The sequence below is a fragment of the Chitinispirillales bacterium ANBcel5 genome (assembly GCA_029688955.1).
GTDB lineage: Bacteria > Fibrobacterota > Chitinivibrionia > Chitinivibrionales > Chitinispirillaceae > Cellulosispirillum > Cellulosispirillum alkaliphilum.
The window spans coordinates 1-25,655 of record JARUKZ010000041.1 but is presented as its reverse complement, the minus strand read 5'-3'; the positions used below and the strand labels follow the sequence as shown (position 1 = coordinate 25,655).

The 25,655-nt window shown below is 38.2% G+C and carries 22 protein-coding genes; 6 read left to right on the top strand and 16 right to left on the bottom strand.

Features of this window, described 5'->3' with window-relative positions; translation table 11 throughout:
* Positions 1-47: 47 nt before the first annotated feature.
* From QA601_16190 to QA601_16135, 12 genes are all read right to left on the bottom strand, one after another.
* Entirely contained in the window at positions 48-1,121 is a 1,074-nt protein-coding gene (locus QA601_16190; protein ID MDG5816638.1) for a chemotaxis response regulator protein-glutamate methylesterase, read from the bottom strand.
* 2 nt (positions 1,122-1,123) lie between these two features.
* Positions 1,124-1,579 carry a chemotaxis protein CheX gene (locus tag QA601_16185; GenBank protein MDG5816637.1) on the bottom strand — a complete coding sequence of 152 codons (456 nt, stop codon included), beginning with the start codon at positions 1,577-1,579 and terminating at the stop codon, positions 1,124-1,126.
* The gene (locus QA601_16180) at positions 1,572-1,958 is read right to left on the bottom strand and encodes a response regulator (GenBank protein ID MDG5816636.1); all 387 of its coding nucleotides are present in this window, start codon (positions 1,956-1,958) and stop codon (positions 1,572-1,574) included. The genes QA601_16185 and QA601_16180 overlap by 8 nt, the downstream gene beginning before the upstream one ends.
* A 92-nt stretch (positions 1,959-2,050) precedes the next feature.
* Positions 2,051-2,527 carry a chemotaxis protein CheD gene (locus QA601_16175; protein MDG5816635.1) on the bottom strand — a complete coding sequence of 159 codons (477 nt, stop codon included), beginning with the start codon at positions 2,525-2,527 and terminating at the stop codon, positions 2,051-2,053.
* Positions 2,528-2,532: 5 nt separating this feature from the next.
* Positions 2,533-4,653 carry an ATP-binding protein gene (locus QA601_16170; GenBank protein MDG5816634.1) on the bottom strand — a complete coding sequence of 707 codons (2,121 nt, stop codon included), beginning with the start codon at positions 4,651-4,653 and terminating at the stop codon, positions 2,533-2,535.
* Positions 4,654-4,679: 26 nt separating this feature from the next.
* Positions 4,680-5,087 carry a response regulator gene (locus tag QA601_16165; protein ID MDG5816633.1) on the bottom strand — a complete coding sequence of 136 codons (408 nt, stop codon included), beginning with the start codon at positions 5,085-5,087 and terminating at the stop codon, positions 4,680-4,682.
* A 48-nt stretch (positions 5,088-5,135) separates the two neighbouring features.
* Positions 5,136-6,332 (bottom strand): response regulator, encoded by a 1,197-nt coding sequence (locus tag QA601_16160; GenBank protein ID MDG5816632.1) that lies wholly within the window; start codon positions 6,330-6,332, stop codon positions 5,136-5,138.
* A gap of 4 nt (positions 6,333-6,336) precedes the next feature.
* Complete coding sequence (locus QA601_16155; protein ID MDG5816631.1) at positions 6,337-6,729, bottom strand: response regulator; 393 nt, start codon at positions 6,727-6,729, stop codon at positions 6,337-6,339.
* 79 nt (positions 6,730-6,808) lie between these two features.
* Positions 6,809-7,600 (bottom strand): protein-glutamate O-methyltransferase, encoded by a 792-nt coding sequence (locus QA601_16150; protein MDG5816630.1) that lies wholly within the window; start codon positions 7,598-7,600, stop codon positions 6,809-6,811.
* Positions 7,601-7,718: 118 nt separating this feature from the next.
* The gene (locus QA601_16145; protein MDG5816629.1) at positions 7,719-10,061 is read right to left on the bottom strand and encodes a methyl-accepting chemotaxis protein; all 2,343 of its coding nucleotides are present in this window, start codon (positions 10,059-10,061) and stop codon (positions 7,719-7,721) included.
* 29 nt (positions 10,062-10,090) lie between these two features.
* Entirely contained in the window at positions 10,091-10,558 is a 468-nt protein-coding gene (locus QA601_16140) for a chemotaxis protein CheW (GenBank protein ID MDG5816628.1), read from the bottom strand.
* 75 nt (positions 10,559-10,633) lie between these two features.
* Positions 10,634-13,153: a chemotaxis protein CheA gene (locus QA601_16135; GenBank protein ID MDG5816627.1), complete on the bottom strand. Its 2,520-nt coding sequence runs from the start codon at positions 13,151-13,153 to the stop codon at positions 10,634-10,636.
* A gap of 544 nt (positions 13,154-13,697) precedes the next feature.
* Between QA601_16135 and QA601_16130 the strand changes: the two genes are divergently transcribed.
* Positions 13,698-14,765 (top strand): PHP domain-containing protein, encoded by a 1,068-nt coding sequence (locus QA601_16130; protein MDG5816626.1) that lies wholly within the window; start codon positions 13,698-13,700, stop codon positions 14,763-14,765.
* Positions 14,766-14,826: 61 nt separating this feature from the next.
* On the opposite strand, the gene QA601_16125 is transcribed toward QA601_16130, so the two are convergent.
* Together QA601_16125 and QA601_16120 are read right to left on the bottom strand one after the other, a co-directional pair.
* Entirely contained in the window at positions 14,827-15,492 is a 666-nt protein-coding gene (locus QA601_16125; protein MDG5816625.1) for a dienelactone hydrolase family protein, read from the bottom strand.
* A gap of 145 nt (positions 15,493-15,637) precedes the next feature.
* On the bottom strand, positions 15,638-16,069 hold the full coding sequence (locus QA601_16120; GenBank protein MDG5816624.1) for an archease: 432 nt from the start codon (positions 16,067-16,069) through the stop codon (positions 15,638-15,640).
* A gap of 231 nt (positions 16,070-16,300) precedes the next feature.
* Here QA601_16120 and QA601_16115 point away from each other — a divergent pair, with 231 nt between their 5' ends.
* Positions 16,301-16,795, top strand: a complete 495-nt coding sequence (locus QA601_16115; protein ID MDG5816623.1) for a zinc ribbon domain-containing protein — start codon at positions 16,301-16,303, stop codon at positions 16,793-16,795.
* A 233-nt stretch (positions 16,796-17,028) separates the two neighbouring features.
* Positions 17,029-17,580 carry a hypothetical protein gene (locus tag QA601_16110; GenBank protein MDG5816622.1) on the top strand — a complete coding sequence of 184 codons (552 nt, stop codon included), beginning with the start codon at positions 17,029-17,031 and terminating at the stop codon, positions 17,578-17,580.
* Between the two features lie 65 nt (positions 17,581-17,645).
* Here the strand turns inward: QA601_16110 and smc are convergent, their stop codons facing one another.
* Complete coding sequence (gene smc / locus QA601_16105) at positions 17,646-21,194, bottom strand: chromosome segregation protein SMC (GenBank protein MDG5816621.1); 3,549 nt, start codon at positions 21,192-21,194, stop codon at positions 17,646-17,648.
* A 257-nt stretch (positions 21,195-21,451) separates the two neighbouring features.
* Between smc and QA601_16100 the strand changes: the two genes are divergently transcribed.
* The 3 genes from QA601_16100 to QA601_16090 all read left to right on the top strand — a co-directional run bounded on the left by QA601_16100 (position 21,452) and on the right by QA601_16090 (position 24,610).
* Positions 21,452-21,799, top strand: a complete 348-nt coding sequence (locus tag QA601_16100) for a cupin domain-containing protein (GenBank protein ID MDG5816620.1) — start codon at positions 21,452-21,454, stop codon at positions 21,797-21,799.
* A gap of 76 nt (positions 21,800-21,875) precedes the next feature.
* Positions 21,876-23,054 (top strand): FprA family A-type flavoprotein, encoded by a 1,179-nt coding sequence (locus tag QA601_16095; GenBank protein ID MDG5816619.1) that lies wholly within the window; start codon positions 21,876-21,878, stop codon positions 23,052-23,054.
* A 122-nt stretch (positions 23,055-23,176) separates the two neighbouring features.
* Positions 23,177-24,610, top strand: coding sequence for a glycoside hydrolase family 18 protein (locus QA601_16090; GenBank protein ID MDG5816618.1), 1,434 nt, complete (start codon positions 23,177-23,179; stop codon positions 24,608-24,610).
* A gap of 52 nt (positions 24,611-24,662) precedes the next feature.
* On the opposite strand, the gene QA601_16085 is transcribed toward QA601_16090, so the two are convergent.
* Positions 24,663-25,424, bottom strand: coding sequence for an MBL fold metallo-hydrolase (locus QA601_16085; GenBank protein MDG5816617.1), 762 nt, complete (start codon positions 25,422-25,424; stop codon positions 24,663-24,665).
* Between the last annotated feature and the right edge of the window lie 231 nt (positions 25,425-25,655).

The window sequence follows — 25,655 nt, the reverse complement described above, 5'->3', positions numbered from 1 at the left end:
AAAGTCGGTACGCTAAAAAAGGGGTAGATATGTGTGGTAGTATGTAACTAAACTCTGTTTAAATTATAACCTGCTTCTTCATGATTTTTAGTATTGTTTGTTCCCAAAACAGCCGCGGCAATTTTTTCCAACGGTAAGACTCTTTGTGCGGCTCCATTTTCGATCGCCTCTTTTGGCATCCCAAAGACCACACAACTGTTTTCATCCTGGGCAATGGTAGTAGCTCCCGATTTTCTCATTTCAAGAAGTCCCGATGCCCCATCATCCCCCATACCAGTAAGGATAGCTCCAATTGCATTAGCCCCCACAAATTTCGCGACAGAATGAAACAACACATCAACGCTTGGTCTCTGATGGCACACAGGGGGGCCGGATTTAACTTCTACATAGTATCGGGCACCACTTCTTCTAACCACAGTATGGTAATTGCCGGGTGCGATTAGTGCACTTCCGGGAAGAATCGAATCACCGTTTTTTGCTTCCTTTACTTCAATGTCACAGAGGCTGTTTAACCGTTGTGCAAAAGAAGAGGTGAATTTTTCGGGCATATGTTGCACTATCACAATGCCGGGGGCATTTACTGGTATTTGTTTTAGAACAGTTTCAATTGCTACTGTTCCCCCAGTTGATGCACCGATTGCAATAATCTTATTTGTTGTTTGTGAAAGGGAAAGACGTTTTTGTTTGCTACATTTAATTGTAGTATTTCGGATAGTTTTGATTTTTTCGTAGGTAACAGTTGAAGCAACCCGTATCTGCTCAATTAAAATTTTTGATAAATCGCCTACGGTATAAGAGTAGCCTGGCTTAGAAATAACATCCACCGCCCCACTGGAGAGCGCATCAAGTGCCATAGTACTACCTTTGGGTGTCAGTGAACTGACCACTATGGTAGGTATTGGGTAGTGCTGCATTATTTTGCGCAGAAATGTAAGACCATCCATTCGTGGCATCTCTATATCAAGCGTTAGCACATCAGGTTTACATGCAACTATTTTGTCTCTGGCGATGTATGGATCGGCTGCAGTAGCCACCACTTCTATATCGGGCGCTTTTGATAGCTCTCTTGCTAAGACCTGTCGCACAATGGCTGAATCATCTATAACGATAACTTTAATCATTTTTACCCTATATTAATTATCAAAAGAACAGGATACCCTTCTGCTTTCAGCCATGATGCCCGGTTACTATAAACATCTTCCAACAGCACATTTTTATCAAGCAGCTTTGGTAATCCTAGATCAAACACTGGTTCAGTTCCAAATGCTTCTGTTAATAGATTACCAACCATCATGTTTAGAAGTTCTTTAAATGCATCGGCACACTTGTCTGAAGATTGAAGCTCCTCTTCATCCATCCCAAGCATATTAGCTGCGATATGCCTGCAAAATTCTTTTTCTGCCCATATATGAATTTCCCCATCTATTTTACCAGTGAAATTTAAAGAAACACCCTGACAATTCCAGTTAAGTGGATCAATGGTGCAGTCTTCATAGTTATCAACAAATACAAATGCTGCATTTTCAAGTGTTTGAGATAAAACATTCAAGCCAACTTCCTTATACTTCTCACTATTCATCCCATCCTCCCAGAGTATCCACAATTATATCTCTAATTCGCTCAGGTGTAAACGGTTTTCTTAAGTATCCTTTAATCCCCTGCTCTTTGAGTTCATTTATCCTTTTTTTACTTCCTTCAGTTGAAACTATCACAACTGGTATTTCCTTAAGTTCTGCATCAGATCTCATCTGTTTTACCAATTCTATACCATTTAATTGAGGCATATTTATATCAGTAAATAAGATATCGACCCAGGACTGTTTCATAATGGTAAGGGCTTCTTTACCATTAGCTGTTTTATATATGTTATCAAATTTTAATCCTGTCATACCTAAAGTACGTTCAAGAACATCTCGTATCGTTTCAGAATCATCGGCAAGTAGTACTGTATAGGCCATGTTTTCAATCCCCCTTTAAACTATTTTCAATTAGTAATTAAGTGTGTAAAATATATTCTGTTTTATTGAACTATTCAGGGGTGTATAGATACTCATAACTCTTTGTATTCTCCTCTACTGGTGAACCATGTTTTACCTGTTTGCATCTCAAGGTACATTGTTCTTGGTTTGTTTCCTCCCACATCTTCAGCACTAATAAGAATGTTGTTTTTCCAAAATAGTTTTCTTGCGATTAATGTGTTTCTTTTGCCGATATCAAACACATTTTCACATGCAAATACCTGTGCGCCTCCTGCAATTACCACTCTCATTCGTTTTTTAATCGCACCAGCTTTATATGCGCTTTCAAACAGAATTGGTATTCCGGTATCTCCAAACATTAATGGATTCTTTTTGGCTTTTTCTGAATCTGCACCTGAACGAGGCAACATATAGTGTAAAACACCGCCTACACATGCAACCGGATCATAGACTGCTACACCGATACAAGATCCAAGTGCATGGGTTACTATAATATCGTCTTTATTATCTGTAATGATCATGTCGGAAACACCAACAATATGTTTCATAATTTTTATCCAACTACATTTTGACTTACTATACTGTTATAATCGATAAACTCAACTAACTGATCGATATCGATAACCATAGCAACTGTTCCGTCTCCCATAACAGCACCACCATTGAAGCAGCCGTTAGTACAACTAAGTCCTTCAATATCTTTGACAACAACCTGCCTAACTCCATCTATACTGTCTACATATAATGAAATCAGCTCACGTTTTCCTTCCACAACAACCATTATACCCTTTAAATATTCCTTATAAAAATCCCCATAAAATAGTTCGCGAAGAGGAAACACAGGAATAATTGATTCGCTATCTTTAACACATATTCCTTTGTTTTGAATTTTTATTAGATTTTTTTCACTGGTTACTTTAAAAGACCTGACAATTCTTTCCATTGGCAAAACATACCTACAGCCATCAACAACAATGACAAATCCAGACAAAATCTGTGTACTTACAGTTTTAGGCAATGTAATTGTAAACGAACTCCCTTCACCCGGTTTTGATAGTACACCTATTTTTCCACCAATTTCTTCTATACTTCTTTTAACTACATCCATTCCAACACCACGACCAGAAACATCTGTTATTTCTTTGGATGTTGAAATCCCGGATTCGAACAACAAATCGATTATATCATTTTCCGTTAACTCATCGTTTTCATTTATTAATCCCGTTTCAATGGCTTTTTCCTTTAACTCTTTAAGATTGAGTCCTTTACCATCGTCTTTAATTTCTATCATCAATTCTTCAGTGTTTTCGCTAACATTGATTTCTATTCTACCAGTATAATCTTTTTGTAATAATTTTCTCTCTTCAATAGATTCTATACCGTGGTCAGCCGCGTTTCTCAACATATGAACCAAAGGTGCTTCTATATTCCCAATAATACTTTTATCTACTTTTATATGATCGCCATTAATAATCGTATTAATCTTTTTATTATTTTCAGTAGCTATATCTCTTATGATTCTTGGTGCCTTTTGCAGTATAATTCCTATAGGCATTTTTCGTATATTCATAATACTACTTTGAAGCGAAAGTGAAAGATCAGAAAACGCTTCATTTACCCTGCGAAACTCTGTTGTCATTTCGTACAGTGATTTTTTTTGAGACATTTTTTTATAGATATGCTGATACATTTCACCAATGGTTATAAGATTACCCACATAACTAAGAAAACCATCAATACTTTCTTCGGGTATTCTCATTGTCTTTGCAGTGGGTGAATTGTGGGTATTACTTTTGTTACTAGTGTTTTCCAGAGTTTTTGGGGTTGTGTCCTGCTCATTAAGCACTAACTCTAATTTCTCTAAATGCCCCATAATTGATTCTTTTGCTATAGGGTCATCAATTCCTACAGAGTTAATAAACAAATCAATCTCTGAAACGATTTCTAAAACAATACTTTCAACTAATGGTTTACTTTCTTTGTAATGAGAGAGAATTTTCAACAGTTGTGATTTCATCTTATCGGGATCGGAAATATCATTTAACAACTGTTCAATAGTAGAATTTTTTTCATCTATAGTGTTATCATTTTTATTTTCAGTATCTGTTTCACTGAATATTTTTTGAGCAAAAGTATTACATTGAGCTAATTTATCTATTCTATCCAGTAGTAACAACAGATTTTCTTTATCTAAATTTCCCTCTTTTCTTACTCTTTTACTTTGTTCAAATATATCTTTCCAGATCTTTTCTTCGTCTATTTTTTCAATGTTTGCAGCTTCTTTAATTTTTTCAATTAATGTGCTAAACTCATTTTCACTGATAACCTCATTATTGTTATCTCTTACCCTTTCAAACATTGCTCTTAATTCATCGATACTCTTGAGTAATATACTTATCATCCATGATTGAGCTGTTAGAGCACCATTTCTTATAAGATCGAGTAAATTTTCTGTTTCGTGTGCTAATTTTTTTATTTGCAATAAACCAAAGTAAGCAGAGTTTCCTTTGATTGAATGAACAGGCCTAAATACAGATTGAATGATGTCAATATTTCCGGGATCACTTTCCAGCTGCACAAGCAGATCTGATATTTCATTAAGGCCATCAATCGATTCATCAATAAATTCGACTTTGAGATCCGGATCGATTGATTCATTAACATCACTGTTCATATTTAACCTTTCAAGTGATTGGGTGTCTACTTCATTCCACGCAATTCGCGAAGTTTACTATTCCAACAATCTAAAGAATCAATGGCTTTTTTTACAGCCAATTCAATCTCATCCAGATCTTTAAATGGTTTGAAAATGCACGTATCTGCTCCAAGTCGCATGCATGCAAGAGCATTCTCAAGAGTAACATACCCGGTAATCATAATACTCCTTACCATCGGGTATTGTGACCTCACTTCTCTAAGAAGATCAACACCACTCATTTCAGGCATTTTAATATCACTTATCAGTACTTCGGTATAATTTTCAGACATTTTTTGTAATGCCTCAACTCCATTTTCTGCAACCTCAACACTATATCCAAGTAACCTAAAATGTCTGGAAAGCATTCTTCGTATCTCAATTTCGTCATCAACGATAAGTAGTTTTCTCATTTATCATCACTCTCCTGCCACTAATTTTCTTTATTTACGTTATTTAAGTTATTTCTTACTGTTGGTTGGTAGTGTGAAATTGAAACAAGCACCCTTTTCCATCGGTATACACTTTAGCTCTCCACCATGTTCAATTATAATATTATTAGATATCGACAGACCAAGTCCGGTTCCTTTACCTGCTTCTTTTGTAGTGAAAAAGGGATCGAATAGTTTGTTTATAACCTTTTTTGATACCCCTATACCGTTATCTGTAACTGAAACAGACACATACTTTTCTTTTTTCTCTGCTTTTATAGTAAGAAAGCTCTCCTCGTTATTTTCCATTGCATGAACGGCATTAAGAATCAGATTAACAAGAACCTGTTCTATTTGCTGTTTATCTCCGGATACAGTGCTATCATATTCACAATCAACAGTTACTTTTACATTGTACTTCAGGGCTGTTTGGCATAATTGAAGCGCTTCTTCTATAACATGACTAATAGTAAATGATTCTTTATTGGTGCTTCCATGTCTCGCATATCCCTTTAATCCGTTAATTATCGATGTAATACGATCTACACCTTTTTTTATGCCATCAATCATATCCGGAAATTCATCACACACCATTTTGAATGTTTCATCTTCATTTTCATTTACCTCGTTACCGATCTTTTCATTTATTATTCTCCAGGCTTTCTCTATAAGTTGAGCATTTCCAGATATAAATGATGTCGGGTTGTTTATTTCGTGTGCAAGCCCCGCAGACAGTACTCCCAATGTAGCCATTCTATCTGTATGGACCAACTGCTTTGCTCTTTGCTGAGCTAAGGATTCCATTTGCTGAGCATATTTTTGGATAGATTTTCTGCTTTCGTTTATCTTGTATTCATAAGTAATCACCCTCGAACCAACATTCACTTTATGGTATAACTCAAGGTTATCAAAAGGTTTTACAAGGTAATCATCAACACCAGCTTTAAATCCATACTTTTTATCTTCACTGCAATCTTTTGTAGTTTGCAGTATGATGTAGGTATAATAATCGGAAAATTTTTCTCTTATCCTTCTACATAAGCTTAAACCATCCAATTCAGGCATCAGCCAATCGATAATTAAAAGATGGGGTGAATCACTTTGCTCAAGAATTTCCCATGCATGCTTACCATTACTTGTCGCACAAACATCATATCCCCACTTTTGAAGCAGTGATTCGAGCATTTTTCTGGATGTTAAATCATCTTCGGCAATCAAAACTTTCATATTCTTATACCAATTTTAGTTCATTTAAAGTATTGATAAGCTTATCTTTTCCAATTGGTTTTACAATATATGCATCACATAACTCAGAGAATGCACTACTAACGTTTTTTAAATCACCAAGAGCCGTGAGCATAATAACCTTAGCTCCATCAGAAGAGTACAGTCCCTTTTCCTCCTCCAGTTTTCTAATAGCACTAAGTGCCATGTGGCCATCCATTTCAGGCATCATTATATCCAGGCAAATTAAGTCATAGGGTTCGTTATTATCGAGCGCAATTTTAGCAGCTTTCACAGCTTCTTTTCCGTTTACCGCAACATGGGTAATTCCAAAACCTTTTAACAATTCCTGAAACAATAACCTACTTGTGAAATCATCTTCAGCAATAAGAGTTTTCAATTTGATCCCCCGTATTATATGTCTCTACATCAAAATCACAGCTTCTTCTTACTATATAACCATAAACAAAAATTCACAATTATTCTTTTATATAAATTGATGGTTTAACTGCTTTCATTCCAGATAAAAGTCCGGTAAGACTCTCTGAATGACCTACAAACAGATATCCTCCGGGTTTAAGCAACCTATAGAATTCTTTTATTAATTTCTCTCTTATGTAATTATCAAAGTAAATCATAACATTACGGCAAAATATTACATCCATTGGTCCATTCATAGGGAACGGGACTTTAGACAAATTAAGTCTTCTAAAAACAATTGTACTACGTATACTATCTTTTACGCTAAAAACATTAGTGTTATTAATAAAATATCTTGATTTGTATAGTTTAGGTACATTTGCTACTTTATCAGATTCATAAACACCGTTGTTAGCTTTTTCTAATATTCTGGTCGATATATCTGTGGCAAGAATTTTTGTATCGATATTATTTTCACCAATAACTTCCGACAGTGTAATGGCCAGGGAGTAGGGTTCTTCTCCTGAAGAACATCCTGCAGACCAAAACCTAAACCTTCGGTTTCCTTCACTAAGCCATTCCTTCATTTTTTCGGTCAGGAACTCAAAATGCACATTCTCTCTGAAAAAATGGGTGACATTTGTTGAGATTACATCAAGCAGCTGAATAATTTCATTTCCAGAGCTGTCATTGGTAATTAGATCAATGTATTCTTTAACATTATCTATTCCATGAGCTCGCATTCGTTTTGAAATCCTGGTATTAACCAGGGCCTCTTTTTTTTCTGTAAGAGAGATACCGCTCTGCTCATAGATAAAATCACATAATTTCTTAAAATATTTTTGTTCCATTCATTATTACTTCCCTATAAGGTCTGCTTTAAATAGATGGTTCAGCTTACTGTATCATCTATTTTTTATGTTTTATTATAGAGAGATCCCTTATTAAAGAGATCTCTCTATTTTATCATTAGAACTCTTTTAAAACCTCATCATCATTCATGGGAATTAAATCTTCAGAACTCTTTTTTGGAAAAGTGTCATGTTGTTTATTTCCGTTATTTTTACTTGATTTAGGAGGTTTGATTTCTATATTTTTCGTCTTCTTCATTTGTGTAAAGTCGTTAATCTGCGATTTACTTAATTTAAATTGAGCAACCATACCCTGAAGTTCTTCTGCCTGAGAGCTAAGTTCCTCAGCTGCACTCGCAGACTCTTCAGAGTTTGCAGCGTTTTGCTGAGTGACTTTATCCATCTGTGCTACAGCAGTATTTACCTGCTCAATACCCTGTGATTGCTCATTTGAAGCAGCAGATATTTCAGAAACCAAATCATTCACTTTTCTAATACTTGAAACGATTTCAACGAAAGATTTAGAAACTTCTTCGGAAATACCTACCCCGTCTTGAGCGTTTTTCACCGATTCTTCAATCATATCGGCAGTATTTTTTGCAGCTTCTGCACTTCTTTGTGCAAGATTTCTTACCTCTTCTGCAACAACCGCAAACCCTCTCCCTGCCTCACCTGCTCGTGCAGCCTCTACAGCAGCATTAAGCGCCAGAAGGTTAGTTTGCATCGCTATCTCATCAATTGTATTTACGATTTTCGCGGTATGGTCACTGGATTCTTTGATTTTATTTATTGCACTCCCCATTCTTTCCATCGCTTCAGTACCCATTTCCGCCTTGCTATTAGCTTCACCGGAGAGGTTTTTAGCCTGAGAGGCATTACCGGCATTTTGTTTTGTCATAGAAGACATCTCTTCGAGGCTCGATGATACCTCCTCAAGAGAACTTGCCTGTTCATTTGCACCCTGTGCAAGAGATTGACTGCCAGCACTAATCTGCTGAGAAGCAGAGGATACCTGCTCTGTTGATTGGGAGACCTGACTTATAGCTGTGTCTAAATTTTCAACAGTGGTGTTTAAAGCATTTTTAATTTTTGCATGCTCTCCTTTATAATCACCTAACATACGTGCAGATAGATCCCTATCAGCTACTCTCTGTAATATCTCTGCAGCTTCCTGAATAGGTTCAAGTATCGCATCCAGAGTATTATTAATACCTCCTACTATTTCCTTGTAAGCTCCTTTATGTTTTCCAACATCAGCTCTTGTTTCAAGTTTTCCTTCAATAGCAGCCTTTACCAATAGATCAACATCGTTTACCATCTCTTTTAGGGTATCCCGAATATCTCGACAGCTCTTTGCCAGTTCATCTTCCTCTGACATAATAGATATGTCTAAATCCAAGTTACCCTTTGCCATTTGACGGATATTTTCAGCATCATGCTTTATATTACCTATAACTTTTTGGAAATTCTCAATTAATGTATCTTTTTCACTTCTTTTCTCTATTTTCACATTTGTGTTTCCAACACTGAGTTGTTCTGCAATTTCGCTAACTTTTTTCAATGAATTCACAGTTTGATTCAAAGCCGGAACGATTTCATCTTTGTCATCAGATTGTTTAACGTCTATATCCAGATCACCGATTGATATTTTTTGAATTGAATTCACAATATTCTTTTGTAAGTGGTCTGCAAAGTCATCCATTACCTGAGCCATTTCACCCAGTTCATCTTCTCTCTCCAGTTTTAGCCTCATCCCAAGGTGACCTTTTGCCATTTCATTAAGCATTTTAACTACTTTTTCAAGCGGCTTGCTTATACTTTTTGAGAGCAAATAACCGATTAGTATACCCAAAATTGTGGATACTACAATTACAATCATAAGCATTGCACTTATTTGTGCATACATAGCTTCACTTTCCCGCTCTGCTTGTTCCCCCATTTCCTCTTTATATTCACTCAGAGTGACCATGAGCTCATCCATTCTATCAGCGTCTTCTCTCATGTCTTCAATTCTATCCAAGATTTGTTCATCTATGTCCATGATTTCCTGCTGTGACATCAGAGATATAAAATTATCCACTCTTCTATAGTAATTATCATATACTTCAATGGTCTGACTATGTAACCTTCTTGCCTCATCTGTAATCATAGTGGATGCAGCTTCATCCATCTCAATTCTCAACTGTTCATTAAACCTTCTTATATTTCTTGCTACCTCATTACGCTCCTGTTCATCGGAGGCGATAATGAGCTGACGGGCCCCTCTACCAATATTAATCAGATTAACATTAGCCTCTTTTACCCTGCTTATGCCCATCAAATGCATTTCATACATTTCATTGAGCATATCATTTATATTTCCAAGGTTTATTATGGAGTATACTCCAACAAATAGTGTTAACAATGCAACAATAATAAACCCACCAATTAATTTGGTTCCGATTTTGATTTTGTTTAACATTTCACTTCCTTTCACTGAGTTGTATTTTTTTATTCTTTTATTGAATCGGCTATTTTAGATATTTCACCAGCAGAAAGAACTTTATCGATATCCAGAAGTATTTTAACATCACCACCTACTTTGCCCATGCCCATGATAAATTCAGTGTTGATACTTGAATCAAAGGTGGGTGTTTCTTCTATATTTTTAGCATCAATATCAAGCACTTCTTTTACTTCATCTATTATTATACCCATTACAATAGTAGTATCACTATTCTTTATCTGTACAACTATAATACATGTTTTTTCGGTATCTTCGAGGTGTTCCATTTTGAATTTACTTCTTAAGTTAACAACTGGTATAACCTTACCTCTTAGGTTTATAACACCCCTTACATACTGAGGGGTTTTTGGAACTCTTGTTACCACCTGCATTCTGATTATTTCCTGAACTTTTAGAATTTCAAGCCCATACTCCTCCTCTGCAAGTTTAAAGGTAAGGTACTTACCAGCCAACTTTTCACCTACCTGGGATACCTTGTTACTCGTATCCACAGCTTCAGCGTTTACCGACATACAGCTTCCTCCAGTTTATTGGTTGAATGCGTTTCTAATAATTCCACCGATATCAATTATCAAACTTACTGACCCATCATTCATTATAGCTCCACCTGTTACACCGGGTATTTCTCCCATACCTGCCCCGAGGTTTTTAACCACTACCTGTTGTTGTCCAAGAATAGAATCAATTATTAATCCCGCTTTTCTTCCAACCAGATCTTCAACCACCATTACCACAAAATCATCATCTCTACAGATTTTTTCATGTCCCAATGCTAAAGCAAGATAGATTATTGGTATTAGTTCACCTCTAACATCAATGACTTCAGCTTCACCAATTATTGATTTCATGGCCTTCTTATCGGGCCGTATCGTTTCTATTATTGTAAGTGTGGGTATAACATATGTTTCACTTTGGCAAGTAATCACCATTCCATCAACAACGGCTAATGTAAGAGGGAGTCTTATGGTGAATGTTGTACCAACCAGATACTCAGTGTTTATCTCAATGGTACCCCGTAAAGCTTCAATATTTCTCTTTACCACATCCATACCTACACCTCTTCCAGAAATGTCAGTAACTTCTGTGGCAGTTGAGAATCCTGGCATAAATATTAGTTTATGTATTTCATCATCACTCAAATTTTCATCACTTGAGCATAATTTATTATCTATCGCCTTTTTCAATATTTTATTTTTATCAAGCCCTCTGCCATCATCGCATAATTCTATAAAGATACTACCGGCCCGGTGATATGCACTCAGCTTAAGTTTTGCCTTAATCCCCTTGCCGTTTGCTATGCGTTCATCTCTTGTTTCAATACCATGATCCAATGAATTTCTGATCATATGTATCAATGGATCGCCAATTTTTTCTACCACTGTTTTGTCCAGCTCAGTATTTTCTCCTTCAGTACAAAACTCTATCTCCTTATTACTTTTTCTGGACAGATCTCTTGCCAACCTCGCCATCTTCTGAAATGTTGTTTTAACAGACACCATTCTTAAAGACATTGCAGTTTCCTGGATCTGTCTCATCATCAGATTTGATCTGGCAATCCTGTTATGCAAGACCTGATCTTTTATTTTACTTATCTCAGAAGAGGCGTTGATCATCGACTGTGCTATCACAACCTCTCCTATGGTGTCTACCAGACTATCAATTTTACTTACAGGTACCCGTATGCTTTCTTCAATTTCAGTACCTTCCCTCGCCACATTTTGCTTTTCTAATGCCTTTTTTACAGCATTTTTCTCTATCTTTTCTTCCTGAACAAGTATTTCTCCAATCTTTCTTTTATCACCATCTTTTTGTAAATTCAAAGCGTTTCTTACATTCTCTTTGCTCGCCCCGCCATCCTCAATTAATATCCCACCTAATTTATCTTTATCAGCTTCTGTATTCTTTAATAAGCTATTAAGTCTATTTATTATTGCATCGTAATTTTGAGGTGTTTTATAGGGTTTCTTATCAAGTAAGTTCTCAATACAACTCACTAAATTTTTAATACAGTCATTTCCTTCGAGCAGTGCATCTATTAACTCATTACCAAGAACATCATTACCTTTCCTGAAGTCATCAATTACGCTTTCCATTAAGTGTGCCAATTGATTTATATCTTTCAGCTCCAAAAAACCAGCAACACCTTTAATAGTATGCCAGGCCCTGAAAACTGTATTAATGTTATCTATACCCGAAGCTTCTTTCTCAAGTTCAAGAAGGTTTTCTTCTGCACTGCATATATGTTCTTTAGCTTCAGTAATGAAATCTTTTAACAGAGACGTGTCCAGATGCTCTATATTTAACGGCCTGCCGTTATGCTCCTCTGTTACATTTTCCTTTTTCTGTTCAGTATCAGTTCTATCAGTACTTGTGTCAGATAAAAACCAATCATATTCTTGACCATCAATATCAGCAATAATTCCTTTTGCTAAATATTCAAATTTTCTACTTAGCAAATCTTTGAATTTTAAAAGTTTATCCACATCGATAGATTTACTTGTAAACCTGTCTTCCAGCTGATGAATCAGGGATGAGTATTGTTGCAAATCCAATACTCCAAACTCACCTTTCCAGGTATGCAAAATCCTTCTGATTGCATTATCAGCCTGCGTGTTTCCTTTTTCGTATTCAAGGATATAGGCTTCAAAGTCTTCCAGATTTGATTGCTGTTGTGAAGCGAACTTGATCAGTAAATCTTTATCTTCTTTATTTATTACTGGTTGTTGTTTCAACCCTGATTGTTCATTACTGATATTTTCTTTGGTGATTTCTGCTCTTTTACCAAGCTCTTTTTGCATCTTTTCTATAGATTCACATACTTTACTTAATCCAGATTCAAACGGTGTCTCTTCAAGCAGGATGTTAGAAATTAAAGCGGATGTTCTTCTGGCAAGTTCATGAAACGCACCTGGTAGGGCTTCACTGGTTATGATCTCGTCCATTCCGCTCTGAATTTCTCCAAATCCACTCAGATCAGTTTTATCAATAATTGTAATTAGAGATGCAAAACGGTTGATTTTCTTAGAAATATCAGACAGTATACTCATTAATATACCTTTACTGATTCAAGGTTTCTGAAATTATGCTTTATAGTATATTCTTTATACATGAAGTTAATCTTAATTTTAAATATGCTTTACTATCCCAGATTATCCAGATAGTACCATTAATCCGGGGTTTAAACAAGATTTTTCCGCACATTTTTAAGTAAATTTTAAACTATTATTGTAGAGATTTTACATTGTGTTTATAAGCTGTTTATTTATAAGGAAATAAAAAGGTTATATTACAGTTAGTGGGTACGAGAGCGTTGTCTTTTAAAACATGCACATACTTGCATATGTTGGATATAGGTACAAGAACTTTCTATATTCAAATGGTTTAGTTTAGGTCATATTTTTTTTAAACTTAGTAATACATTAAGTTACAATGAATTACATTCGATTAAATAAATCATAAGTTTTTGTATTCCCTGACAGTTATTCATCATCTATAAAGTTTCCTCAACTCTTGCATAAATTTTACCCCCGGCTTAATTTATAACTATCGTAAAAACGAACCCTTTTAAAATGAAACTGTGAAACCAGGCAAATGTTCAACTCTAAAGAAGCAAATAATCAGGTTTGTGGAGCACTTCATCTACATACAACCTATTCTGATGGCGGGGCCACCTATGAAGAGCTAATAAGCGTAGCTAAACAGATCGGTCTTGATTTTATTATCACTACTGACCATATGAACATGAATGCCAAAGAAAATGGGGTCGAACGATTCCATGATGACCTTTTACTGATCGTTGGTTATGAACACAATGATGCCAATAACCTTAACCATTATCTTGTTATTGGAACAGATAAGGTATTTAAAGATCTTAAGCAACCTCAGCACTACATTGATGCAGTTAAAGATAGCGGTGGAATTGGTTTTCTGGCTCATCCCGCAGAAAGAAGAAACTATTTTGGCAAACTTCCCCCCTATCCGTGGACTCAGTGGGACGTTACTGGTTATGATGGAATTGAGCTTTGGAATCAGATGTCGGAGTGGATAGAACAGCTAAAATCCTGGAAAAGTGCGTTTAAACTGCTCTATCCAAGGCGTTTTCTTGGTACTGTTCCTACCGAGTTGCTCGAAAGGTGGGATCAATTAAACCAAAAGAGGTTTGTGAGTTGTGTGGGTGGTGTTGATGCACACACACGGGTCTTAAAGATTGGTCCCTTTAACTACACTGTGTTCCCCATAAAAGTAGAACTTAAAGGTATTCGCAATCACCTCTATTTAGACACTCCCCTTAAGGAATTACATTTCAGGGAAGCAAAAGTAAAAGTCATGCAATCATTGAAAAAAGGCCATGGTTTTATTAGCAACTTCAGACGAGGGGATGCTCGTGGTAGTAATTTTTTGCTGCACACAGCAGATAATCGAACCGTGTGGCCGGGAATGGTTGAATCCGAAAGTACCCTTCCGGCAAAACTTCAGGTTAGTTTACCCTCAAAGGGTACGATCGTACTGTATAAAAATGGCATTTTACAGGAAAAAATCACTTCAAAAAACGCCTGTTTCCCCATTGCTTCCAAAGGGTGTTACAGAGTAGAGGTATATAAGGGTAAGAATGCCTGGATTTACACTAATCCATTCCCTGTGGGGAGTTATCCATTCTAAATTTTGAGGTGCATGATCCGGATAACTAAAGTACCCGGATCATTGTACATAAAGGTGGAGGCTAATGGAGATACCTTATAAACCAGTCCACCGCCATTCTTGCTACTTCATCCAATGCCCCTGGTTCCTCAAAGAGATGAGTTGCACCTTCAACGATTCTTACCTCTTTTGCTTGAGTACCAAGCTCATTTAAAGCACGGTTATTAAGATCAATGATTGGATGATCTTCTCCCCCGACTATTAACAGCGTTGGCGCAGCCACTTCCCGCAAAAGAGAGCCAGCCATATCAGCCCTTCCACCGCGAGACACTATAGCCTTGACCTCTTTTCTGCCCACCGATGCCACCAGTGAAGCTGCAGCACCAGTGCTTGCACCAAAATAGCCGATTCCATACTGGTTAAGCTCTGAGTTGTTTACTACCCAATCGGTCACCCCCGAAAGCCTGCTTGATAGAAGGTCTATATCGAAACGTAGATTAGCTGAAACCAGGTCTGCAGCCTCTTCAGAACGGGTCAAAAGATCAAAAAGAAGTGTTGCATACATTCCTCTGTTGAGGTATTGAGCAACGAAGCGATTACGCGGACTCTGACGGCTACTGCCACTTCCGTGCGCAAAAAGAATTAAACCCTGTGCGTTCTCAGGGACATATAAATCGCCTACAAGCGACACCTTTTCATCACTGAGCTCCATTACAATCTCAGTTTCAGTATCCTTTCTTATTTCCATACAATTTTCTCCTGTATCTCAAAGCACACAACACCATAAGTAGTCAAAAGTTATTTTTTATCACTGCGATTTTTTCTAAGCTATTTAAGTATTCATAAAAAGCATCTCAACCCTTAGGTGTGTCAAATACCATGCCTGAGCACTTTTAGATATCCACCACCACCGTTGCCTTCCATTGCCCGTTGTGTTCTTTTAAGGAAAAATTATGCATCGTTACCGCCTTAACATCGACAGAGAACTGATGCCTATCCCTGTCCATCAACTCCCCCCTGATCTCTCCCTCAAAAGTATACCCCGCCTGATCTTCCCTGACTTCACACCCACTGTACCGGAAAAGTTTGCCGTAAGCATCTTTCAAAAAAATTAACTCCTGAAGCGCATCAACCAGAAGCATTTCAAGATCATCATTTTTAAGCGTAACTTGTTGTTTTTCAACTGGTTTAATAGATTCTACAACCTCTACCATAACCCCAATAAGTGCATCACCGGCAGTTTGTATAACCTCACAAACACTTTCACCCCACACAGAAAAGCCTGCATCTGAGGAGGTTAATTTCTCCAGATATTCATATGGCATCAACCTTTCTCCTTTCATTCGTCCCTAAAGAGGCATTCATTTTGTATTTATACTTTTTTAAGCAAAACATGGGACTATTACTTATTTATTTTCATCTTTGCTGTAAACTCATTATATTTAATGTAATTGAAATTCGGTAAAGCACCCAAAAGAGCATAAAATATAGTTCTCTGTTATCATTATAACCGAAGACCTGAAAACATTGCTGCCACTTTTTATAGGAGATAAACTATGCCCATGTACGAATTCTTCTGCGAACAGTGCAATACTATCTTTACCTTTTTTTCCCGCTCAGTGAATCCACAAACTACTCCGGCATGTCCCAAAAACAATTCCCACCAACTCAAGCGCATGATTTCAATGTTCTCCTTTAACCCAAAAGGTCAAAATGCTGATAACCCGGATAACCAAAACACCATCAGCCCCCAAATTGATGAATCAATGATGGTGCAGGCAGTAGAATCGATAGCCTCTGAAGCAGAGCATATTAGTGAAGATGATCCCCGGGAGGCAGCTCATTTGATGCGCAAATTCTCAAACGCCACAGGACTTGAATTGGGTGATAAGATGGAAGAGGCACTGAGTCGTATGGAAGCAGGAGACAGTAGTGTAGATATTGAAGAGGATCTGGATAGTATAGGTGAGAATGAATTTTTTAGAGTAAAAACCCAAAAAGGACGAAAAAGTCCCCCTCCTAAGAAAGATGAAACACTATATGAAATGTAACTAAAACTGAGGCAATATGCAGGTTTGTGAGGGTAACAGCTATTATTCCCTGCTCTATATGCGCTATCTTCACTATTTTTCTTTGTAAGGGTATGAAAACAAAAGAATATATCGCTTCATACATAAGCAGGTTTTATTTTAACTGCTCCTTAAAATCAGCTGTTTTTTAGTGATTATAATAAATCAGAGCACAATACTGCATTATTTTTGGATCTTTTGAAAGGAGTAAACCCATGCTTAAACCATCAGAATGTACGCTGTTTAGTGGCGGCCATATTGGAGCTGAGACATTTTTTGGGGAATGTGCCGAAAAATGGGGAGTTGAAGAGGTAACTTATTCATATGAAGGGCACTATATTAAGCGAGAAAAAAATGTAGTGATGCTCAGTGATAAGGAACTGGGCCGTGGTGATATAAGCATGGAAATAGTTTCTAACCATATGCATCGCCAGTACACCCAGTCTGAGAAAATAAAAAGAGTGCTACAGTCGATTTTTCATATGATAAACAACAGCTCACAAATATTTGCTGTCGGAGAAATCATGAGCGATAAAACCGTAAGGGGCGGAACCGGCTGGGGTGTTGAGCTGGGGAAATTTTTTAACCGCAATGTTCATGTGTTTGATAAAAACAAAGATAAATGGTTTACCTGGCGAAGTGCTGAGTGGGTTGAAGATGAGCCACTGATCATAGAACCTAAGTTTTGCGGGACCGGCTCCAGAAATTTAACAGAAGAAAGTCAGGTCGCGATAGAAAAGCTGTTTGAACGCTCTTTTTCTGCCTGAGAATATATAAAAAGTGGAAGTCGCTTGTACCCTAAACGGTTTCAGACTTCCACTTCTTTTTTTATTTAAGCAGCCTGTAACGCTGCATCATTAACGTTAACCGAAACGATATTAGAGATACCTGATTCCTGCTGAGTAACCCCATAGAGTAAGTCCGCAGCTTCCATGGTACGTTTGTTGTGAGTTATAATTATAAATTGCGTTTTCTCTGCAAACTTCTTGAGTACCTTTACAAATCTACCAATATTTGCGTCATCCAGCGGCGCGTCCAGCTCATCGAGTATACAATAGGCTGATGGTTTAACCAGATAAAGAGCAAAGAGAAGTGAAATAGCCGTAAGCGCACGCTCACCACCTGAAAGCAGTTGTACACCTCTCATTTTCTTTCCTGCAGGCCTTACATTTATGTGAATTGCAGCTTCCAACGGATCAACGTTTTCCTCAAGCTGAATACTTGCCTCACCACCTTCGAAAAGAGTAGTGAACATTTCGGTGAAATTTTTCTGAACCTGCTCGAAAGTCGCAAGAAATTGTGCGCGAGCCTCTCTATCAAGCTTTCGTATGGCTTTTTCTAACTCGTCCACAGCAGTTTGAAGGTCATCCCTCTGCTCTGTGAGTTCTTTTAATCGTTGACTCTCCGTTTCAAAATCTTCAAGAGCGGCCATATTCACCTGACCAACATGCTTGATTCTCTCTTTAAGCATAGAAATATTCTTTACAACTTCACTATCATCTTCATCAATACATGGAAGGTCTTCCGGGGGAGATTCAAGATCTAATTCATATGCCTCCCAGATCCTTTCTCTTATTCGACGAAGCTCCTGCACATCGCGGGTTTGTTTCAGTTCACTGTCATGAATTCTGTTTGCAATAGAGTTGAGCTCAGACTGATCGTTTTTCATCTCTTTTCGATACTCTTCAATCTCGAGGAGGTATCCATTGTACTCCTCACGAATGGTATCTCGTACCGCTTCAAGCTCTTCTCTGATCTTCCTGTTATTTTCCAACTCTTTATTAAGGGAAACTATTGAGTGCTCAAGCTCCTCTATCTCCCGTATCGCTTTTCTTTTATCCTCAATCTTTGACTCTTTACGCTCAGAAAATATTTTATTTTCTTTAGTTAAACGCTCTATATCCTGCCTATCCTGGGCGAGTCTGTTTTTAAGCCCATGAACTTCAAGCTCGATATTTTTAAGGTGCTCTACAAGTGACTTACGTTCCTCTTCCATCTCCCTGACCGCATTTCGTGCAACCTCAACCTGTTCCTCAAGCGTTTCCCGCTTGCTTTGAAATGTTGCCACCTCTGCTTCACTGGTTGAAATATGCTCTTCGAGTTCAGAAATTTTAGCGTTCAGCGAAACCATTTCTGGTTTAATCGTCTGAAGTCTGTTTACAATGTTTTGAGTCTCGTTTTCGTAGTGACGAATATTTGTTTGTTGTTCCTGCTGTTTTCTGTGTCCGCTGTTTATTTTTTCGTCCACCTCAATCAGCTCAATCTTAGCCTCATCACGCTTAATAATACAATCATCTTTCTCTACAATGATTTTCTGGTAATCATCTTCAAAGACAACGATATCAGACGAAAGTTTTTCTATTTGCTGTTTTCTCTGAAGTATTCCCGCTTTTTCCTTTTTAACATCACCGGCAACAATGGTCCCATCAGAGTTAAACATCACACTGTCTTTTGTTATGACCACTGTGTTATTTTCACCACCGGACAAGGAAAGTGCGGTACTGTAGTCATCTGCTATATACAAATTATTGAAGAAATGATCGGCCAGTAGAGAATAGTCCTGTGTTGTAGTGACCATTTTTCGTACCGACAAAGCACCGTGATGATCAAGTATTTCGGTCTGTTTGATCTTTTGGAGCCTTTCAAGAGAAACCATTCGGGCAGAGCCGGCTTTTTCTGATTTTAGAAACTCAATTGCGTTTTGCAACTGTTCTTCAGTGTCAAACACAATCGTCTGGATAAGACTGCCCATCGCCTTCTCTACCAGCGAAACCACATTTTCATCAGAAATTGTAATCATATTGGCAACGATACCACGCATACCCTCTAATTTTGCTTTAAGCAGGGCTTTTACTCCACTTTCATAGCCTTCAAAAGCAGCATCGAGACCCTCAAGAAATTTTAATTGTGATTTTGAAGAGGCGATCTGCGCTTCAAGATGCTTCTCCTTCTCCATTAAATTACTGTAGAGCTCATCCTCTTTTTCTATCTTTGCAGTAATTACTTCACGTTCCTGAAGTAAATTATGGTTGTGTTCATCAACCTGATTAAGCTCTCTTTTACACAACTCAATAGCTTCCTGATACTCATCAAGGCGACTCTCTAAACTTTGTATTTCACGTTCATCACGACTTTTACGTTCTAAAGCGTTACTAAGATTTGATTTTGACGCGCTAAGTTTGTTTCTTGATTCACCCTGAATGTTTATGAGTTCAATCTGATCTCTTCCAAGCTGATCAGCCTGCTCTCGTTTCACAGCGAGTCGTTGATCAAACCTGCTAAGCTCATCATTTGCCCCCTCAACCCTACCGGCGCTTTTTTGAAGCTGAGTTTCACGTTCGACGATACTTTTTTCTATCTGAGCTCTAAGCCTACAGCACTCTTCAGCTTGCCTTTGCAGTGTTTGGGCATCCTTATCGAAATGGCCTACATTGTTTCGCAGATTACTGAGACGCTCCTCAGTAACCGAAATATCTCTGTCCAGCCGAATGATTTTTTCGTTGGACTCACTTACATTACGAGAAGCACCCTCAAGCTCTTTTTCCTTTTCAAGAGACGCTAGCTGCACCTTCTCTACCCTGGACTCACCGCTTGCAATTCGCGCTCTTAACACTTCACGTTGCGATTCGTTTTCATTTATTACGGTTTTTCGCTGTTTTACGGCTTCCGAGAGACTTGTGAATCGACGATTCTCAAATCCCACTTCAAGGGTTTTTAAATTTTCAAAATAACTCTTATACCGTTTCGCTTTCTCTACATGCCTGCCAAGCATGCGAACCTGACGGTCAGCTTCCTGAACCTTATCATTAATCCTCAAAAGGTCCATTCTGGTTCTCTCCATCTGGCGCTGACTCTCTTTTCTGCGCTGTTTGTACTTACCAATCCCTGCGGCTTCCTCAAAGAGAACCCTGCGCTCCTCTGCTTTATCAGACAGTATGGCGTTGATCATCGAGTTTTCTATAGTAGTATAAGCACTTGAGCCTACTCCGGTATCCAAAAACAGGTTATTAATATCGCGCAATCTGCACGGTACCTTATTGAGGCGATATTCACTCTCACCACTTCTGTAGATTCTGCGAGTGATTGATACTTCACTGTATTCTACCGGCAATATTCCCTTATTATTCTCAACTGTGAGTGTTACCTCAGCCATGTTCAGAGGCTTACGTTTCTGCGTTCCGGAGAAGATAACATCCTGCATGCTTGAACTACGCAGCATCGATGCCCTCTGCTCACCAAACACCCACCTGATCGCATCAACAACATTACTCTTTCCGCATCCGTTTGGGCCTATTACCGCTGTCATGCCTTCACCAAAAAGCAGTTCAGTTTTGTCGGCAAAAGATTTAAAACCAAATATTGATAACTTACGAAGAATCAATTCCTAACCCCTTTAAAAATGCAATTTTGCTGAAAAGATAGTTCAAGTAAATACAACCAGTAGAATCTATTTAGGTCTCAAGATACAATATATAGGGTTTGCGGTCAAGAAAAAGCATTAATTGGTTTCTGAATTGCTAAAAATCTCTAAAACAGAGTAGTTAAATTCATTAAATTTAGTGTTGGAAGCTAACTGTTTTAGTATGGTATTATAAAATAAAACCTGGCTCTAATTTAAACTTGTGCGGAGGAGGATACATGAAAAAGAAGGGAACTGATAAGTCATTACTTGCAAAACCATTTAGTTACCGTGATCTTGTGCAGTATCAGGAGGGATCAATTGTAAGCAGAACGGTTATAGACCAGGAGGTTGGAACTGTCACTGTATTTGCTTTTGATGAAGGGCAGAGTCTAAGTGAGCACACCGCCCCCTTTGATGCACTCATTGAAGTGGTCGAAGGTGCAGGGGTAATCACCATAGAGGGTACTGAACATGGGGTTAAAGCGGGTGAGCAAATTATCATGCCAGCGGATAAACCCCATGCAGTGATCGCATCTGAACGCTTTAAGATGGTTCTTGTGATGATTCGGGCAAAACCACTGTAATCGGGGAGAAGCAACAAAAGAGCCCCTATGGCTGGGCATCGAGCTTTTCCCCAAAAAAATGAGGAGAAAAAGTGCTATGATTCCTAAAGCCATAAAAGAAAATGTGTTCTATGTAGGAGCGATGGACTGGGATTACAGGGGCCCCGGTTTTCTATATCAAAGCCCTGAGGGCACAAGTTACAACAGTTTTTTCATCAAAGGAAAGGAAAAAAATGCACTGATAGACTCCGTTAGCTCTTCTAAAAAGGAGCTTTTGTTTGAGCAGCTTAAAGGGGTCGAAAAAATCGACTATATCGTTGTGCAACATGTAGAACAGGACCGATCAGGTGCTCTTTGGGCCCTTTTGCAGTCCTACCCTCAGGCAAAAGTGTTGTGTACAGAAAAAAGTAAGCAAATGCTTTTAGACCTTATTACTACCGATGCATCACGCTTTGAACCCATTGAAGACTCCCAAACGGTTGCCCTTGGTGGTAAATCAATGCAATTTTTTGAAACACCTTGGGTACACTGGCCAGAAACCATGTGCACCTATATTCCACAGGACCAAATCCTTTTTACCTGCGATCTTTTCGGATCTCACATAGCATCAACTGAACTGTATGCCTATGACCGATTACGGGTTTATCAGGAAGCAAAGCTATACTACGCTCAGGTAATGATGCCCTTTAGGCATATAATTAAAAAACACATAGAGTTTTTTGACAGGCTTAAAATCAAAATCATCGCTCCCGGTCACGGACCAGTACACAATGATCCACAATTTATTCTCTATGCCTATAAAAACTGGATCGATGATTTTCCATCAAATATGGTTACTGTACCCTATGTTTCTATGCATGGAAATACAAAAAAAATGACCGAATACCTGGTAAAAGCGATTTCGGACTATAACATACACGTCCAGCAATTCGATATGGCTGTTACGGATATTTGGAAAATTGCTGTATCGCTGGTGGATGCTTCAGCGGTTATAATGGGAGTGCCTACTATCCATTTAGCACCTCATCCGGCCATTGCGACACTCTCATTTCTAATCAATTCTCTGCGCCCTAAACTTCTCTTTGCCTCTGTGTTTGGATCATATGGATGGAACACCCGCGCCGTTGATTCCATAGTAAGCTTCTTACCAGACCTCAATTTCGAGCTTCTCAGCCCGGTTATGTGCAAAGGAGTACCAAATGATTATACCTTTAAACAACTGGATGATCTGGCTCAGCAATTAGCAGAGAAACATGTTGAAGCCAATCTTTTATAATCTTCAATACTTTACCTTAAGTTGCCTTTTTTGTATTATATAATAGTATAATGAACATCTTTTTTATTTTTCTTACTACATTTGTATATAGTTGCGTACAAACGTACAAAAAAGCAGGACTTATGCTAAAGTTTACACTCTTTTTTTTGCTATTTATTATTTCGCTGCCTTGCGCAAAACAGATTATCGGCTATTATCCCGGTTGGAGAATATACGACAGAGACGCACTCGTTAATCCCCTCACAATAAAATATGATAAATTTACGATTATAAATTATGCGTTTTTGGCACCAAATGAGGATGGTAGTATCACCCTTCATGATCCCTGGGCGGATGAGAATATTCTTCTGGGCCAAAGAGACCCAAACACCGGAAACAGAGATGAAACGACCTCTCTAATCTATAACGCTCATAAGCATGGGGTACAAGTTTTGGCATCCGTCGGGGGATGGACACTTTCAGAACACTTTTCGGCAATCGCAAAGGATCCTGTAAAAACCGCGCAATTTGCCTCTGATTGCATCAAATTAATCACCACCTATGGATTTGATGGGATAGACATAGACTGGGAGTACCCGGGTTACGAAGCTCATAACGGTGGGCCTGAAGATAAAGAAAACTTCACCACCTTTTTACAAACTATTCGCGATACGCTGGATTCCCACGGTAATTACGTTCTTACCGCCTGCTTCTCCGCGTCACCACTTCATTTGAGAGATGTAGAGCTACAAAAAGTTGCGTCAATTCTTGATTACCTAAACATTATGACCTATGATTACCATGGTCCCTGGCATAATGTTACAGACCATAACTCTCCCCTGTACGCGTCTGCGGAAAGCAATCAGGACAACAGCTTTGACGCTTCTTTTAGATACCTTTTAGAGCATGGTATAGATGCCCAAAATATTACTCTGGGTGTGGCTTTTTACGGACGTTCCTTTGTTGATGCTAACCATTTGAGAAGCAACCATTCTGGTGAAGCTGATGTGGGTAACTGGCCTTCAAACAGTGGTGCTCCGTCATATCACAGTATAATGGATAAGTGGGATCACCTTGAACTGACAAGGTTTTGGGATGATGACGCAAAGGTACCCTACGCCATTTATGGGAATAATTTTTTAACCTATGATGATGAAGAGTCCATTGCCCATAAAGCACAGTATGTTGTTGATAATCAAGCAGCAGGTGTTATTATCTGGGAAATCACCGGTGATTTTTTCGAAGATGAGTCTACTCCCCTTCTTGATACACTCTATTCTGTTTTGCATGGGGAGCCAACAGGTTTAAATAACAGAACAAAAAATAACATACATCAGGGTAAAACGATACAAGTTACAGCCCGAAGCGGATATTTTTTACTATCACCAGCGGTTACAGAAAAAAATTATTCGATATCTGTTTTTGATCTGTCAGGGAGAAGTGTAGCAATTGATATACAAGAAAGTGCTGATCATTTAAGAGTGTATCTCCCAAAAAACAGCTCTTCTAAATTGTTTCTTTTGCGGATTAAACATAACCAGGGTAGCTATACAACACTTCTTCGGCATGGGAGATGAATTATGAGGTTTTGGATATAGACAGGTTCCGTTTTACCCATACACACTCTTATTACAACCATACACCCCAATCTCCAAAATCAAACGTTCCACTACCATGCTTTAATTTGCCTTCACCATGTAATTGCCGAAAGGCATCCCGCATTCTTTTTAGAATCTCAGGGTGAATGTCCAGAGAGTGATGTGCTGGAAACACTCGCTTAATCGGTAGCACAGATATCCTCTCCAACGAATCAAGATAAGCTTCAGGATCTGTTGATGGAAAAAAAGCAAATAAAGTGTCTTTATACACTAAGTCTCCGGTAAAAAGATAGCCTCGTTCCTTTTCCCAGAAACACATGTGCCCGGGAGAGTGTCCAGGGGTGTGATGTATTTGAATGCAGCGACCGCCAATGTCTATGGTATCGTTATCTTTCAAAATTTTTGAAGGATTTCCCTGGAAAAACTCATACTCATTTACATCATAACCTTTAGGCAGGTCACAGCGATCAACAACCATATCTTTGATTTGATCTAATGTTAAAGGGAACCCTCCATTTAGCCACTCTAACTCGTCCTGATGAGCATAAAAATCAGGAAAGTAGTGATGCCCACCAATATGATCCCAATGTATGTGGGTTGCCACTGCTGTGATTTTTTTATCGGTTAGTTTAGTGACTGTATCAAAAATATTACAAATGCCAAGACCTGTATCGATCAGCAAACTTCTTTCCTTACCATTCAGCAGATAGCAATGAGTTTCCTCCCAATGGCGATACTCGCTTATAATAAATGTATTTTCATCGATTTGATCTACTGTAAACCAGTCACTCATGTGGTTCCTCACTGTTTTTTAAGAAAAGTACTTGCCACCTTAGTGTTCTTTTCAGTTTTTCCCTTCGAAGGTGTTTTTCCGCATGGGGTCTTATTCTTTTTCCGCGCGATCCGAAATTGTTTTAAATCCTTTTAAACAAATCAACAAAAAGTACTATAGTTCAACCCGGCAACCACCAACCCCGGACTAACCCCAAAGGCCGTTTCAAAGAGCTATTTAATTAAAATATCT